The following is a 13,770-nucleotide window of genomic DNA, read 5'->3' as shown; positions in this document are numbered from 1 at the left end:
GGATTTCCGTTCGGGGGGATGGATGCGGACGAAACGTATCGTCGTGGCGCTGCTGATGCTGGTGGCCGGAATTGGATATATGGCGATGGCCATGGCGTTGCCGGGGCGCGAAGGCGTCGATGCGGCCACGGTGCCGAAGGCGCTGGCGTGGATGATGATCGGGCTTGGGGTGCTGGAACTGGTGGGGGCCGTCCGGCTGGTTCCGGTCGATGACGGGCCGCGGGTGTCGGTCGGGGGAATGGCGACGGTTCTGGTCACGTTGATCCTGATCGCCGGGTTCATCGCCGCGCTGCGCCCGCTTGGATTTCCGATCGCGGCGGCCTCGTTCCTGTTCTTGCAGTTCATCGTGCTGACCCCGGGCGACCGCCGGCCGAACTATCCATTCTATGCCGCGCTGGCCGTCGGCACGACCACGCTGATCTTTGTCACCTTCCGTTACGGCTTTGATCTGCTGCTGCCTGCCGGTCTGCTCAGCGCTTGGATCAACTGAGGAATATTCGATGTTCGATCTTTTCCTGCAAGGTTTCGGCGTCGTCCTGTCGCCTCATGTTCTTCTGCTGATCTGCGCCGGGGTGGGCGTGGGCATCGTGTTCGGCGCGGTGCCGGGGCTGACGGCGGTGATGGCCATCGCCCTGTGCCTGCCCATGACCTATGGCCTTGGACCGGCGGCGGGGCTGTCGTTGCTGATCGCGCTGTTCGTCGGTGCCACCTCGGGCGGTCTGATATCGGCCATTCTGCTGCGCATCCCCGGCACGCCATCCTCCATCGCGACCACGTTCGACGGCGGCCCGATGATGGAGAAGGGGGAGGGGGCGAAGGCGCTTGGCCTTGGGATCGTGTTTTCGTTCATCGGGACGATCTTGTCGATCCTGGCGCTGGTCTTCATCGCCCCGTCTTTGGCGCAGGTGGCCTTGGCCTTCGGGCCGCATGAATATTTCGCCATCGCGGTGTTCTCGCTGACCCTGATCGCCACGCTGTCCTCGGGGTCGATGGTGAAGGGCATCTTCGCGGGCGTGGCGGGGTTTGCCATTTCCACCGTCGGAATCGCCCCGGTGGACGCCATTCCCCGGTTCACCTTCGGCAAGGTGGAGCTGAACGGCGGCTTCAATATCCTGACCGTCCTTGTGGGCATGTTCGCCATCGCCGAGGTGATCAAGGTGGCCGAAACCGCGCGCCGTGCCGCCAGCGATGCGACCGTCGCCCCCAAGGTGGGACGGATCAAGGGCTTCGGGTTTTCCCGCGCGGAATTCGTGCATCAGCTGCCGAACGCCTTCAGGTCCTCGATCATCGGGGTGGCGATCGGCATTCTGCCCGGCATCGGGGCCGGCACGTCGAACATCATCTCCTATATCGCGGCCAAGAAACGGTCCAAGACGCCGCATATGTTCGGCAAGGGCGCGCCCGAAGGCGTGGTCGCCAGCGAAACCGCCAACAATGCGGGCATCGGCGGGGCGATGATCCCCTTGCTGACCCTGGGCATTCCGGGCGATGCGGTGACCGCGATCCTGCTGGGCGGGTTGATGATCCACGGCATCCAACCGGGGCCGATGCTGTTCCTGACCCAGGCGCCCCTGGTCTATACAATCTTTGCGGCGCTGGTCGTGGCGGCGTTCGTGATGCTGGCGATGGAGTTCTGGGGCCTGCGGATCTTCATCCGTCTGCTGTCGATCCCCAAGCATCTTCTGCTGCCGGTCATTCTGGTGCTGTGCGCGATCGGCGCATTCGGGCTGGCCAGCCGGGTGTTCGACGTCTGGACCATTCTGGCGTTCGGCATTCTTGGATACGGGTTCGTCAAGGCGGGTATCCCGACGGCGCCCTTCATCATCGGGTTCATTCTGGGGCCGATGGCCGAAACCAGCTTCCGCCGCGGGCTGCAATTGTCGCGGGGGGATTACATGGGGTTCGTGCAAAATCCGATCGCCGCGACGTTCCTGGGGCTCGCCCTGATTTCCATCATCTGGCAGCTGACCAACGAATATCGGGCCAGCCGACGAACGCCCCCCGACGCCCTCGATTTCCGGGAGCCGTAGGGGCGCTAACGCTCCGCCTTGGAGCGCGGGCCGGGGGCGTGGGCGGGGCTGGCGTTGCGGAACCCGTCGCCGCGCCCGTGGGGCAGGGGAAACGCGCCCTGCGCCCCGACGCTGGCCAGATCGGCCGAAAGGTCGGTCAGGCTGTGGACCACGAAATGCACCACCGCCCCTTCGCGCTGCACACGGCCGCGCGCGGCGATCATGCTGGCGGTCAGGATGATGCGGCGATACTCCTCGAACACCTTGGGCCAAAGGACGAGGTTGGCGATCCCGGTCTCATCCTCCAGCGTGATGAACATGGTGCCCTTGGCCGAACCGGGGCGCTGGCGGACAAGGATCAGACCCGCGACCTGGCCCCATTGTTTGTCTTGCGCGGCCATGGCGGCGGCGCAAGGGGCGATGCGACGGGCGCGCAGGTCGTCGCGCAGGAAGGCCACGGGGTGCTGGCGCAGGGTCAGGCCCGTATGGCTGTAATCCGCCACCACCTCGCGCCCTGCGGGCATGGGGCGCAGGGGGATGACAGGCTCGTTGGACGGGGCGGCGGCGAACAGCGGCAGGTCGGTGTCAGGGAGGCCCTTGAGCGCCCAGGCGGCGTCGCGGCGCGACAGGCCCAAGGTGTGAAAGCCGTCAGCCTCGGCAATGCGGGACAGGGCGGCACGGGGGATGCGGGCGCGGTGTCCGATATCCTCGACCGAGGTGAAGGGGGCCACGTGGCGCGCGTTCATCAGCGTTTCCACATGCCCTTCGGCCAGTCCCTTGACCATGCGCAGACCCAGCCGCACGGCAAATCCGGTCCCCACCGGCTCCAGCGTGCAATCCCAGTGGGAGGCGTTGACGCAGACGGGCCGCACCTCCACGCCATGATCCCGCGCGTCGCGGACGATCTGCGCCGGGGCGTAAAAGCCCATGGGCTGGCTGTTCAGAAGCGCGGCACAAAAGGCGTCCGGGTGATGGCATTTGAGCCAGCTTGACGCATAGGCGATGAGCGCGAAGCTGGCCGCATGGCTTTCGGGAAAGCCATAGGAGCCGAAGCCTTCCAACTGGCGAAAGATGCGGTCGGCGAAGTCGCGATCATACCCGTTCCTGACCATGCCGTCGATCAGGCGGGTGCGGAACTCGCTGACCCCGCCGGTCATCTTGAAGGTCGCCATGGATTTGCGCAGCATGTCCGCCTCGCCGGGGGTGAAGTCGGCGCAGACGATGGCCACCTGCATCGCCTGTTCCTGAAACAGCGGCACGCCATAGGTGCGTTCCAGAACGCGGCGCAGCGCCTCGGTCGGGTAATCGGGCTGTTCCTGACGCATCCGGCGTTTCAGATAGGGGTGGACCATGTCGCCCTGGATGGGGCCGGGGCGGACGATGGCGACCTGAACAGTCAGATCCTGAAGCGAGCGGGGCTTCAGCCGGGGCAGCATCGACATCTGCGCGCGGCTTTCGATCTGGAATGTGCCAAGCGTGTCGGCACGGCAGATCATGTCATAGGTCGGGGTATCGTCGGCGGGGATCGACGCCAGATCATGGCTGAGGCCCTTTTGCGCCAGAAACCCGAACCCCCGCGCCATGCAGGTCAACATGCCAAGCGCCAGCACATCGACCTTCATGAAGCGCAGCGCCTCGATATCGTCCTTGTCCCATTCGATGATCTGGCGATCCTGCATCGCGGCCGGCTCGATCGGGACCAGATTGTCCAGCCGGTCATGGGTCAGGACGAAACCGCCGGGATGCTGGGACAGGTGGCGGGGCGCGCCGCTCAGCTCTGCGGCAAGGGCCAGTGTCAGGCGCAGGCGGCGGTCGTCGGGGTTGAGGTTCAGCGCGCGCAGATCGTCGTCGGTCAGCCCTTCGGGCGACCAGGCCGAGAGCAGGCCGGACAGGGCGCCGATCAGATCTTCGGGCAGACCCATCGCCTTGCCCACATCGCGCAAGGCTCCCTTGGCGCGGTAACGGGTCACCACGGCCGTCAGGGCGGAACGGTCGCGGGTATAGGTCTTGTAGATCCACTGGATCACCTCCTCGCGCCGGTCATGTTCGAAATCCACGTCGATGTCGGGCGGTTCGTTGCGATCTTCCGAGATGAAGCGTTCGAACAGAAGTTGATGGCCGACCGGATTGATCGAGGTGATGCCAAGCACATAGCAGACGGCCGAATTCGCCGCCGAACCGCGCCCCTGACACAGGATGCCTTTCGAACGGGCAAAGGCGACGATGCTGTGAACGGTCAGGAAATAGGGGGCGTAGTCCAGCTTGGCGATCAGGGCCAGTTCATGGGTCAGTTGCGCGCCAACCCCCTCCGGCACCCCCTGGGTATAGCGGTCTTTCGCCCCCGCCCATGTCAGGCGGGACAGCGTTTCCTGCGGGGTCAGGGTCGGGTCGGCGCGTTCCTCGGGGTATTGGTATTGCAGCTCGCCCAGATCGAAGGTGCAGCGGTTCGCAATCTCCACGGTGCGAGCCAGCGCCTCGGGGTAACGGGCGAAAAGGCGGCCCATCTCCTCGGGGGGCTTGAGGTAGCGGTCGGCGTGACGTTCGCGGCGATGGCCAAGGGCCTCGACCGTGGTGCGGTGGCGGATGGCGGTGATCACGTCCTGCAGGATGCGGCGGGCGGGGGTGTGATAAAGGACGTCGTTGGTCACCACCGTGGCGACGTTCCACTGCGCGGCGAGGGTCGCCAGATCGTGAAGCCGCACCTGGTCGTTCGGGCGGCGGCGCAAGGTCAGGGCGAGGTGGGCGCGATCCCCGAACGTGTTCCGCATCCGGCGCAGATGCAGGGCGCAGGTGTCGTCGGGCTGGTCGGGGATCAGGATGGCGATCAGCCCCTCGGCGTAAAAGGTCAGGTCGGTCCAAGTCAGATGGCAGGCGCCTTTGCCCGCGCGGCCCTTGCCCAAGGTGAGCAACCGGCACAGGCGCGACCACGCCGCCTTGTCGGTCGGATAGACCAGCACCGACATGCCGCAGGCCAGATCCAGACGGCAGCCCGCCACCAGCCGGATGCCGGTCACCTTTGCCGCCTCCCACGCCCGCACGATCCCCGCGACCGAATTGCGGTCCGTCACCCCAAGCGCCGTGATGCCCATCCGCGCGGCGGTGGCGAACAGATGCTCGGCCGAGGACGCCCCCCGCAGGAAGGAAAAATCGGAGGTCACCTGAAGTTCGGCATAGGTCATGGCGGTATTCCCTGCGAGGCTGGGGGCGCGCTAGCCCGCTGCGCGGCGCGGCGCGGGGGCGTGCGCCACGTCCCTGTCGATCGGACAGGCAAGCCGCCCTTCGGCATCGCAAGCCTCCACCTCGATCTCGAACGGGTCGCCTGCACGGGCGCGCAGCAATTCGATGCGCCATCGCGCGCGGGCCAGCCCCGGAACGGGCAGGGGGGCCGAGGGGCGGGACGACACCCGCCAACGCGTCATGGAGGCGGTGGGCAAGGCGACCTCATGCTCCGGCCCGCGCCGCAAGGCGATCCCCATGGTGCCCGACCCCCGCGCGGCCAGATGCAACCGGCGCGAGGCGGTCATCGACAGCCGCGCCACCTCCGCCACCACGGCTGCCAGACCGCCATGGCGCAGACCTTCTTCCATGCAGGCAAGGGCGGTCAGGTCGTCCCCCGCCGCGACATGGATGACGCGCGAGGCGCAAAGACCCGATTGCGCCAACCCCGGCGCGAACAGATCGGCCCGCGTGGCGCACCACAGGACGGGACCGTGCAGGCGGCCCGCGATCCCGGCGGTGAAGGCCGCGGCGGCGGCGCCGTCATCCTCCCCCCGCACTTCATGCAGCGCCCCTGTGGCCAATCCTCCATGGGGCAGATGGTGGTCCAGTTCCGGCACCCCGAAGGGCAGGCTGCCGTGCGGGGCATGGCCTACGCCCTCCAGGGCATGAATCTTCTGGCGCAGCGCGGTCAGCGCGGCGGGCGAGGGGCGCACGGACATGGCAGTGTCAGGCTCCGATATATGGAATCAGTCTTGGTGGTTCACTATTCGTTCACATACCTTGCGCTGTCAATCCTTGGTGACACCGCCCCAGGCCTTGCCGCACCCCCCGTCCGATGGCATCCTTGGCACAACTCATCCCGGAAAGGCGCGTCATGAGCTGGAATCCCACCCAAGCGTCCGATGGCCCCGAAGGTCTGGATGCGATCGAGACGCTGATCATCCCCCGCGCCCGTGATCTGGGCGGGTTCGAGGTTCGGCGCGCCCTGCCGGCCCCGAAGCGTCAGATGGTGGGGCCGTTCATCTTCTTCGACCAGATGGGGCCGGCGGAGTTCCTGACCGGGGGCGGGATCGACATCCGGCCGCATCCGCATATCGGGCTTGCCACCGTGACCTACCTTTACAAGGGCGAATTTCATCACCGGGACAGCACCGGGGCCGATCAGACCGTGCGCCCGGGGGAGGTGAACTGGATGATCGCGGGCAACGGGGTCACCCATTCCGAACGGACGAGCGTCGAAATGCGGACAAGGCCCGGCGCGTTGTTCGGGATCCAGACATGGGTGGCCCTGCCGGAATCCGCCGAAGACCGTCCGGCCAGTTTCGAACACCATGGCCGTGCGGCGTTGCCGACCCTGTCGGACGGGGGCAAGGACATCCGGCTGATTTTGGGGTCGGCCTGGGGCGCGACCTCGCCCGTTCGGACGTTCACCGACACCTTCTATGCCGATGCGGTTCTGGCGGCGGGGGCGAAACTGCCGTTGCCGGACAATCATGAGGATCGGGGCGTCTATGTCTCCGAAGGGTCGGTGACCATTGCCGGCGATACGTTCGAGGCGGGGCGCATGATGGTGTTCCGCCCCGGGGACCGCATCACCCTGCACGCCGGCGATCGGGGGGCGCGGCTGATGGTTCTGGGGGGCGAGACGTTGAACGGGCCGCGTTACATCTCGTGGAATTTCGTCGCGTCATCGCAGGAAAAGATCGACGCGGCGAAAGAGGCCTGGCGGCAGGGGGATTGGGAGCATGGCCGTTTTCGCCTTCCGCCGGGGGACGACGCCGAATTCATCCCCCTGCCGTAAGGTGGCTTATGCCCGTGTGCGCAGCAGGTCGGGCGAAAGGTCGGACAGCCGCGTGATCCCCAACAGGGCCATGTCGCGGTCGATCTCATCGCGCATCAGCGTAAGGGCATGACGCACCCCGTCAACCCCCGCCACCGCCGCGGCGAACAGGAACGGACGCCCGACGAAGACGAAATCCGCCCCCAGGGCCAGGGCCTTGAGGATGTCGGTTCCCCGCCGGATGCCGCCATCCAGCATCACCGACATATCCCCACTGACCACGCGGATGGCGGGCAGCGCGTGAAGCGGCGCAATGGCCCCGTCCAACTGACGTCCGCCATGGTTCGACACGATGATGCCGTCCATGCCTTCATCCGCCGCGCGGCGGGCATCGTCGGGCGCGAGAATGCCCTTCAGCACGACCTTGCCCGGCCAATTGCGCCGGATCAGCGCCACCTCGTCCCAGCTGAGCCGATCCCGGGCGATGGTGGACCGCACGAGGGTGCGTGAAAACAGCGGGGGGCCCTGGACGGCCTCCATATTCTCGAAATGCGGCATTCCGGTGCGCCGCATCCCCCGCAGCAGGGTGCCCATGGTCCAGCCGGGATGGGTGATGCCTTGCCATACCAGATCGGGGGACATGCGGAAGGGCGCGTCAAAGCCGTTGCGGGCGTTGTTTTCGCGGTTGGCAGCGACCGGAACGTCGGCGGTCACAACAAGGGTTTCGAACCCCGCGGCCTGCAGGCGGTCCAGGAGGGCCAGAACCCGCCGTTCATCCCCCGGAAGATAGGCCTGGAACCAGCGGCTTTTCCCCGCCTGCGCCACGCGTTCCAGCGGGGTCAGCGAGGCCGCGCTGCAAATGGCCAGCGTCCCCGCCTCCTGCGCCGCGCGGGCCAGCGCGACATCGCCGTCGGGGGCCACAAGGGCGCTGAACCCCATCGGTGCGATGCCGAAGGGCAGGGACTGCGTCACCCCCAGCAGCGGATGCGACAGATCGCGCCCGGCCACGTTGCGCAACACCTTTGGAACGAAGGACAGGTCGGTAAAGGACGACCGGTTCATCGTCAGGCTCTGATCCGTCTCCACCCCGCCTGCGACATAGCCGTAGATCGCTTTCGGCAGGAACCGGCGCGCCCGCCGTTCGAAATCGTCCAGCGCAAGATAGCGGCGCAGGTGGCGGGGGGTGGCCGACACCTTGCGCGTGGCGATCGCGTCGGTCGCGATGGGGTCAGTCATCGAAGGCGCAGCCCCCGTCGCGCAGCGCGGCCATCACCCAGGACCGGTCGTTAGTGCCTGCGGCGATCGCGGCGATCTCCTCCTGTTCGGCGGCGTATTTCGCTTTGGCGGCCGTCAGGATCCGGTCGGCGCTGTCGAAGGGAACCGACAGCAGCCCGTCCCCGTCGGCCAGCACCAGATCACCCGGCTCGATCACGTTGCCGCCAAGGGCGATGGGGGTGTTGATCTCGCCCGGGCCATTCTTGTAGGGGCCGCGATGGGTGACGCCGCTGGCGTAAAGCGGCAGGCCCATGCTGCGGATTTCGTCCGCGTCGCGGATGGCGCCAAGGATCGCGATCCCCGCCACGCCGCGTTTCAACGCGATGGCGGCCATGATCTCGCCCATGATGGCGGTCGTCAGGTCACCGCCCGCGTCGACGACGATGAAATCCCCCGGCTCGCAGATGTCGAGCGCGTGGTGCAGCATCAGATTGTCGCCGGGCCGCGCCCGAACCGTCAGGGCCGGGCCCGCCACCACGCCCGTGACGTCGTGAATGGGGCGCAGCGTCGGACCGCCCGCGAACATGCGCGCCATGCAGTCGCTGACATTGGCGACGGGAAGGGCGCGGAACGCCTCGACCGTGGCGGGGGCGATGCGGCGGTGGCGACGTTTGACCTGAAATCCAAGTGTCATGGGAAATGTCCTTCGAAAATATGTGCAATTGCGTCGGGCGTCAGGCCCGCGCGACCAGCCATTCAAGGGCTTGGGCTGGGGATGTGTCCGGCCCGGGTCCGGCCTTGGAGGTGCGTTCGAACACCGCATGGGCGGCATCCGTCATCGGCGACGCCAGGCCAACGCCGTGGATCGCGGCCTGCGCATCCTCGATCTCGTGCAGGCGGCGGGCGGCGTGGCGGGGGTGGGTCCGCAGCATCTCCTGGGTCAGCGCGTGGAACGAGCCTTCCTCAAGATCGGCCAGCACCTTGGGCAGCCGTTCGACCTGTCCCATGGCGGAGGCGACCTGATGCAGTTCCACCACAAGCGCCTCGATCCCCTTGGTGAACACGCTGCGCAGCAGTTTCAGCTTGCCCGCATCGCCGATGCCCGCATCGGGCAGAACGGTGATCCGGCATCCCAGCGGCGCAAGCATGTCGGCCACTTGCCCCGCAGGGCCGCCCGCGAACAACAAGGGCGTGCGATGCCGTCCCAACGCGACGGCCCCCAGAATGACCCCATCGACCAGACGGTCGCCCAGAAGGCGATGAACCTGTGCCATCAGATCGGCGGGCGAGGATGACAGGTCCAGAACCGGGGGCGTTCCCGGCCGCGCGGCAATGTCGCGGGCCAGCGCCAGCGTCGCCGCCGAGGTCACCACGGTGATCACCAGATCCCACGCGCCCAGATCCTCGGGCAGGCGTGGCAGGACCGGCACATTCGAATCGTCGGGCACAACCCCGTCCACCGCCGTCACATTCGCGCCCGAGCTGGCCAGGCCGTCCGCGATCGGCCGACCCGCAGCCCCGTATCCCACAACAAGAACACGCAAGTTTTCCTCTGATGTCCGCTTGTCCAAGGCAGCCTCCCCTCTCCTGAACCGGGGTCGACGCTAAATACGGAAAAAGAACAAATCAATCGTTTTGTTTTTCGTTTGTTTGGCGGCGAGGGAAGGGAGGGGGTCGTTATACCCCGTATTTACAGGGGTATAACGGAAAAATCTGAAAGATCGAAAAATTTCGATTGTGTTGTTCTTGGTTGGATGACATCACTTATGTATTCGTCATGTACGGATCGCACAGCCGGGGAGGGTTGCGCGCATATGGGAGGACTGTTCATGAAAAAGCGTATTCTCGCGGCCATCGCCGCTGGTGTGTCCACATTCGCCGCCGGTGCCGCGTTCGCCGAATATCCCGAACGCCCGATCACGATGATCGTCGCCTACAGTGCCGGGGGTGGCACGGATATCGCCGCCCGCACGCTGGCCCCCTTCATCGAGAAACATCTGGGCGGCGGGGCATCCATCGTCGTCGTCAACCGCCCCGGTGCCAGCGGAGAGATCGGGTTCGCCGAACTCGCCAAAGCCAGCCCCGACGGCTATACCATCGGCTTCATCAACACGCCCAACGTCGTGACGGTGCCGATCCAGCGCGAGGCCCGCTACGGTCTTGACGATCTTCAGCCCATTGGCCGCGTGATCGACGATCCGGGCGCGTTCAGCGTCCTGCCCTCCAGCGACATCAAGACGCTGGACGACCTTGTGGCCTATGCCAAGGAAAATCCGGGTGCGGTCACCTATGGCACGACCGGCCTTGGTTCGGACGACCATCTGGCCGCGCTGGAGTTCGAGAAGGTGGCCGGCGTAAAATTCTCGCACGTGCCCTTCGGCGGGAACGCGGATGTGCGTGCGGCGACGCTGGGCGGCCACATCATGCTGGCCAACATGAACATCTCGGAAACCATTGCGGATGTCGAGGAAGGCACCCTGCACCCGCTGGGCCAGATGGCCGTGGAGCGGTGGGACGGCGCGCCGGAGATCGCGACCTTCCGCGAGCAGGGGTATGATGTCGTGTCCGGCTCCCAGCGCGGGATTGGCGCCCCGGCCGGTCTGCCCGAGGATGTGGCCGCCAAGCTGGAGAAGGCGGTGGCCGATGCCGTGGCCGACCCGGAGTTCCGCGCCCGCGCCGAACAGCAGAAGCTGGCGCTGGATTACGCCGATGGGGCGACCTTCGCGGCCGATCTGCAGGCGATGCACGAAAGCTATTCCACCCTGTGGAACGACTCCCCGTGGATGGAGCAATAAGCGACGTTTCCCGGTTCACCCGCCATCGGAGCATCCCATCATGAGGACGACACATCTGGAAACGGGCGCCGCTGCGTTGACACTGATCTGCTCCATCGCGGGGATGACCGCCGCGTGGAGCTATTCCGGCACGAGCGGGCTGATGCCCCGCGCCGTGCTGGGAATCTGCATCGCGCTGTCCTTGGTCTGGCTGGGGCAGAGCCTGTCCAAGATGCGGACCACCCAAGGGGCCGCGATCCACTTTCACGGCCCCACCGTGATGCGGTTCTGCGTCACGGTGGGTGGCACGGCGCTGGTGATCGTCGGCACGGCGATGATCGGGTTCTTCACCACGGCCATCGTCCTGCTGCCGCTGATGGCGGTGGCGATCGGGTATCGCGATCCCGTGCGTCTGGCCATCGGCACCCTGGCCTTCATCGGCCTTCTTTACAGCGTTTTCCACCTGCTCTTGAAGATTCCGCTGCCCCCCGAAGCCATCCTGTCACGATTGGGGTGATGTCATGATCGAGATTCTTCACAACATTGCCGCCGCCATTCCGCAGATGTTCACGCTTCCCGTGCTTCTGGGGATGCTGGTCGGCACGGCGGTCGGGATCGCGGTCGGGGCGCTTCCGGGCCTGTCGGCCACGATGGGCATCGCCGTCCTCATCCCCCTGACCTTCACGATGGAGCCGTTGACGGCGCTGGGCATGATGGCCGGGATCTATAACGGCGCGATGTATGGCGGGTCCATTCCCGCGATCCTGCTGCGCATTCCCGGCACGCCTGCGGGTGTGGCGACGGTGTTCGACGGCTATCCCATGGCCCAGAAGGGCGAGGGGCGGCTGGCGCTGCGCATCTCGCTCGCGTCGTCGGCCATCGGATCGGCGGTCAGCGCCGTGGCGCTGCTGCTGCTGGCTCCGCCTTTGGCGATGATCGCGCTGAAGTTCAGCCCCGCCAACTATTTCTGGCTGTCGGCCTTCGGGCTTTTGACGATTGCCGTTCTGTTGTCCAGCAATGTGGCCAAGGGGCTTCTGGCCGCCGGGTTGGGGCTGGTGATCGGCATGATCGGCATCGATTCCATCACCGGGGTGGAGCGGTTCGCCTTCAACCAGCTGGAGTTGCTGAGCGGGATCGACATCGTCGTGCTGCTGACCGGTCTTTATGCCATTCCGCCCGCCATCGACCTTGCGCTGAACCCGCCCAGGATGGACGGATCGTTGCGCCAGTTGGACGGACGCCCCGCCGGGTTCCGGTGGTCCAGCCTCGTTCCTGTCTGGGTGAAGGCATCCCTGATCGGGGTTGTGACGGGCATCATTCCCGCCTTGGGCGGCAATGTCGCCGCGCTGTTTGCGTGGAACGAACAACGCCGTGGCGACCCGGACAAGGAGAAATACGGCAAGGGCGCGCCCGAAGGCGTGGCCGCCCCCGAATGCGCCAACAACGCCGACACGGCGGCGACCCTTATCCCGGCCCTGACGCTTGGGATTCCGGGCAGCGCGGTGGCGGCCGTCATGCTGGGCGCGCTTCTGGTGCATGGCCTGATCCCCGGCCCGCAGCTGTTCCGCGAGAATGCCGATATCACCTATGGCTTCATGCTGTCGATGCTGCTGACGGCGGGCATGATGTATGTGCTGGGAACCGTGGGGGCGAAAGCGTTCATCTATGTCCTGCGGATGCCCTCGCAGATTCTGGCGCCGATGATCATGCTGATGGCGGTGATCGGGGTCTATGCCATCCACAACAGCCTGTTCGAGGTGTGGATGATGCTGGGCTTCGGCCTTCTGGGATACGCGATGGAGAAGCTGTCGATCCCCACGGCCCCGACGGTCTTGGCCGTCATTCTGGGCCCGATGGCCGAGGCGGCGCTGCGGCGGACATTGCTGATCTCGGGCGGGGATTTCGGCGCCTTGTTCACCGGGGTCATCTCATGGATACTGATCGCGATGATTGCGCTGTCCGTCACGCTGCCCATCGTTGCCCGGATGCGCGCGAAACGGCGGAAGGCGTCGGCCCCTCCGGTATGACCGTCCGCCAACCGGATGCCGTCCGGTTGGCGGCGTCGGGCCCGACGATACGACCCTTGGCACGGACCGATTGCATGAACGTCACCGAAACCGTCTATACCAACCTGCGCCGCAAGCTGATGGCGGGCCGCTACGACCCCGGCACCCATCTGAAGGAAGAGATCATTGCAGGCGACATGGGGGTCAGCCGCACCCCCGTGCGCGCGGCCTTTGCCCGCCTGATCGCCGAAGGTCTGCTGTCCTCGGGCGTGAAACGGGGGGCGATCGTCACGGAATGGCGCAAGGAACATGTGGCCGAAATCTTCTCCCTCCGCATCCTCTTGGAAGGGCAGGGCGCGTATCTGAGCGCCAGCCACGCGACGCCCGAACAGCTGGACCTGATGGAGCGCACCTGCGATGCGATGGAGGCGGCTTTCGCCGCCCGAAACGAGGGGTGGCAGAAGGCGCTGGACGAAGGCAACCGGGTGATCCACGAGCTTTTGTATGACGCGTCGGGCAGTCCCTATCTTCGGCTGTCGGGTCGGCACCTTCTGGACGTGCAGATGGTGATGGGCGGGTTCTTCATCTATTCCGACCCCGATGTGGAAGAAAGCCTTCGCCACCACCGAGAGCTTCACAAGGCGCTGACGCTGGGAAACGGCGACTGGGCGCGGGCGGTCATGGCCTGCCATCTCAGCGCCGCGACCGAACGGTTCCTGCGCGGGGACGATACGCAATGACGGTCCGGCGCGGACCGTGAAACCATA

12 protein-coding genes are annotated in these 13,770 nt (G+C 66.2%); 7 read left to right on the top strand and 5 right to left on the bottom strand.

Translation table 11 applies throughout. The features are described from left to right. The first annotated feature begins 22 nt into the window (after positions 1-22). Positions 23-490: a tripartite tricarboxylate transporter TctB family protein gene (locus MU449_RS08490; protein ID WP_244737587.1), complete on the top strand. Its 468-nt coding sequence runs from the start codon at positions 23-25 to the stop codon at positions 488-490. Positions 491-500: 10 nt separating this feature from the next. After that, the gene (locus MU449_RS08485) at positions 501-2,030 is read left to right on the top strand and encodes a tripartite tricarboxylate transporter permease (RefSeq protein WP_244737586.1); all 1,530 of its coding nucleotides are present in this window, start codon (positions 501-503) and stop codon (positions 2,028-2,030) included. 5 nt (positions 2,031-2,035) lie between these two features. Here the strand turns inward: MU449_RS08485 and MU449_RS08480 are convergent, their stop codons facing one another. Together MU449_RS08480 and MU449_RS08475 are read right to left on the bottom strand one after the other, a co-directional pair. Further along, entirely contained in the window at positions 2,036-5,188 is a 3,153-nt protein-coding gene (locus MU449_RS08480; protein ID WP_244737585.1) for an error-prone DNA polymerase, read from the bottom strand. A 30-nt stretch (positions 5,189-5,218) separates the two neighbouring features. Next, positions 5,219-5,947 (bottom strand): ImuA family protein, encoded by a 729-nt coding sequence (locus MU449_RS08475; protein ID WP_244737584.1) that lies wholly within the window; start codon positions 5,945-5,947, stop codon positions 5,219-5,221. A gap of 155 nt (positions 5,948-6,102) precedes the next feature. On the opposite strand from MU449_RS08475, the gene MU449_RS08470 reads away from it, so the two are divergent. Continuing rightward, the gene (locus MU449_RS08470) at positions 6,103-7,029 is read left to right on the top strand and encodes a pirin family protein (RefSeq protein WP_244737583.1); all 927 of its coding nucleotides are present in this window, start codon (positions 6,103-6,105) and stop codon (positions 7,027-7,029) included. Between the two features lie 6 nt (positions 7,030-7,035). Here MU449_RS08470 and MU449_RS08465 read toward each other — a convergent pair whose 3' ends face one another. From MU449_RS08465 to MU449_RS08455, 3 genes are read right to left on the bottom strand one after another with little or no spacing between them, the layout of a single operon-like run. Further along, positions 7,036-8,244 carry an alpha-hydroxy acid oxidase gene (locus MU449_RS08465; RefSeq protein ID WP_244737582.1) on the bottom strand — a complete coding sequence of 403 codons (1,209 nt, stop codon included), beginning with the start codon at positions 8,242-8,244 and terminating at the stop codon, positions 7,036-7,038. Next, positions 8,237-8,917, bottom strand: a complete 681-nt coding sequence (locus MU449_RS08460) for an RraA family protein (RefSeq protein ID WP_244737581.1) — start codon at positions 8,915-8,917, stop codon at positions 8,237-8,239. Before MU449_RS08460 ends, MU449_RS08465 begins: the two co-directional genes overlap by 8 nt. 40 nt (positions 8,918-8,957) lie before the next feature. Further along, complete coding sequence (locus tag MU449_RS08455) at positions 8,958-9,767, bottom strand: DUF1932 domain-containing protein (RefSeq protein WP_244737580.1); 810 nt, start codon at positions 9,765-9,767, stop codon at positions 8,958-8,960. A 285-nt stretch (positions 9,768-10,052) separates the two neighbouring features. On the opposite strand from MU449_RS08455, the gene MU449_RS08450 reads away from it, so the two are divergent. From MU449_RS08450 to MU449_RS08435, 4 genes are all read left to right on the top strand, one after another. Next, a complete protein-coding gene (locus MU449_RS08450; RefSeq protein WP_244737579.1) occupies positions 10,053-11,018 on the top strand; it encodes a tripartite tricarboxylate transporter substrate binding protein in 966 nt (321 codons plus the stop codon). 40 nt (positions 11,019-11,058) lie between these two features. Continuing rightward, a complete protein-coding gene (locus MU449_RS08445) occupies positions 11,059-11,514 on the top strand; it encodes a tripartite tricarboxylate transporter TctB family protein (protein ID WP_244737578.1) in 456 nt (151 codons plus the stop codon). A gap of 4 nt (positions 11,515-11,518) precedes the next feature. Next, positions 11,519-13,024, top strand: a complete 1,506-nt coding sequence (locus tag MU449_RS08440; RefSeq protein ID WP_244737577.1) for a tripartite tricarboxylate transporter permease — start codon at positions 11,519-11,521, stop codon at positions 13,022-13,024. Positions 13,025-13,098: 74 nt separating this feature from the next. Beyond that, positions 13,099-13,743 carry a GntR family transcriptional regulator gene (locus MU449_RS08435; protein WP_244737576.1) on the top strand — a complete coding sequence of 215 codons (645 nt, stop codon included), beginning with the start codon at positions 13,099-13,101 and terminating at the stop codon, positions 13,741-13,743. Positions 13,744-13,770: the final 27 nt, after the last annotated feature.

The sequence above is a fragment of the Falsirhodobacter halotolerans genome (assembly GCF_022899245.1).
GTDB classification, from domain to species: Bacteria; Pseudomonadota; Alphaproteobacteria; order Rhodobacterales; family Rhodobacteraceae; genus Falsirhodobacter; species Falsirhodobacter halotolerans.
Note: the sequence above shows the minus strand (reverse complement) of the source record. Positions and strands in the feature narration are given on the sequence as shown.

Excerpts from the sequence above, each read along its gene's own strand:
- MU449_RS08490 (WP_244737587.1), top strand. The coding sequence starts at position 23 with ATGCGGACGAAACGTATCGTCGTGGCGCTGCTGATGCTGGTGGCCGGA.
- MU449_RS08485 (WP_244737586.1), top strand. The coding sequence starts at position 501 with ATGTTCGATCTTTTCCTGCAAGGTTTCGGCGTCGTCCTGTCGCCTCAT.
- MU449_RS08480 (WP_244737585.1), bottom strand. The coding sequence starts at position 5,188 with ATGACCTATGCCGAACTTCAGGTGACCTCCGATTTTTCCTTCCTGCGG.
- MU449_RS08475 (WP_244737584.1), bottom strand. The coding sequence starts at position 5,947 with ATGTCCGTGCGCCCCTCGCCCGCCGCGCTGACCGCGCTGCGCCAGAAG.
- MU449_RS08470 (WP_244737583.1), top strand. The coding sequence starts at position 6,103 with ATGAGCTGGAATCCCACCCAAGCGTCCGATGGCCCCGAAGGTCTGGAT.
- MU449_RS08465 (WP_244737582.1), bottom strand. The coding sequence starts at position 8,244 with ATGACTGACCCCATCGCGACCGACGCGATCGCCACGCGCAAGGTGTCG.
- MU449_RS08460 (WP_244737581.1), bottom strand. The coding sequence starts at position 8,917 with ATGACACTTGGATTTCAGGTCAAACGTCGCCACCGCCGCATCGCCCCC.
- MU449_RS08450 (WP_244737579.1), top strand. The coding sequence starts at position 10,053 with ATGAAAAAGCGTATTCTCGCGGCCATCGCCGCTGGTGTGTCCACATTC.
- MU449_RS08445 (WP_244737578.1), top strand. The coding sequence starts at position 11,059 with ATGAGGACGACACATCTGGAAACGGGCGCCGCTGCGTTGACACTGATC.
- MU449_RS08440 (WP_244737577.1), top strand. The coding sequence starts at position 11,519 with ATGATCGAGATTCTTCACAACATTGCCGCCGCCATTCCGCAGATGTTC.
- MU449_RS08435 (WP_244737576.1), top strand. The coding sequence starts at position 13,099 with ATGAACGTCACCGAAACCGTCTATACCAACCTGCGCCGCAAGCTGATG.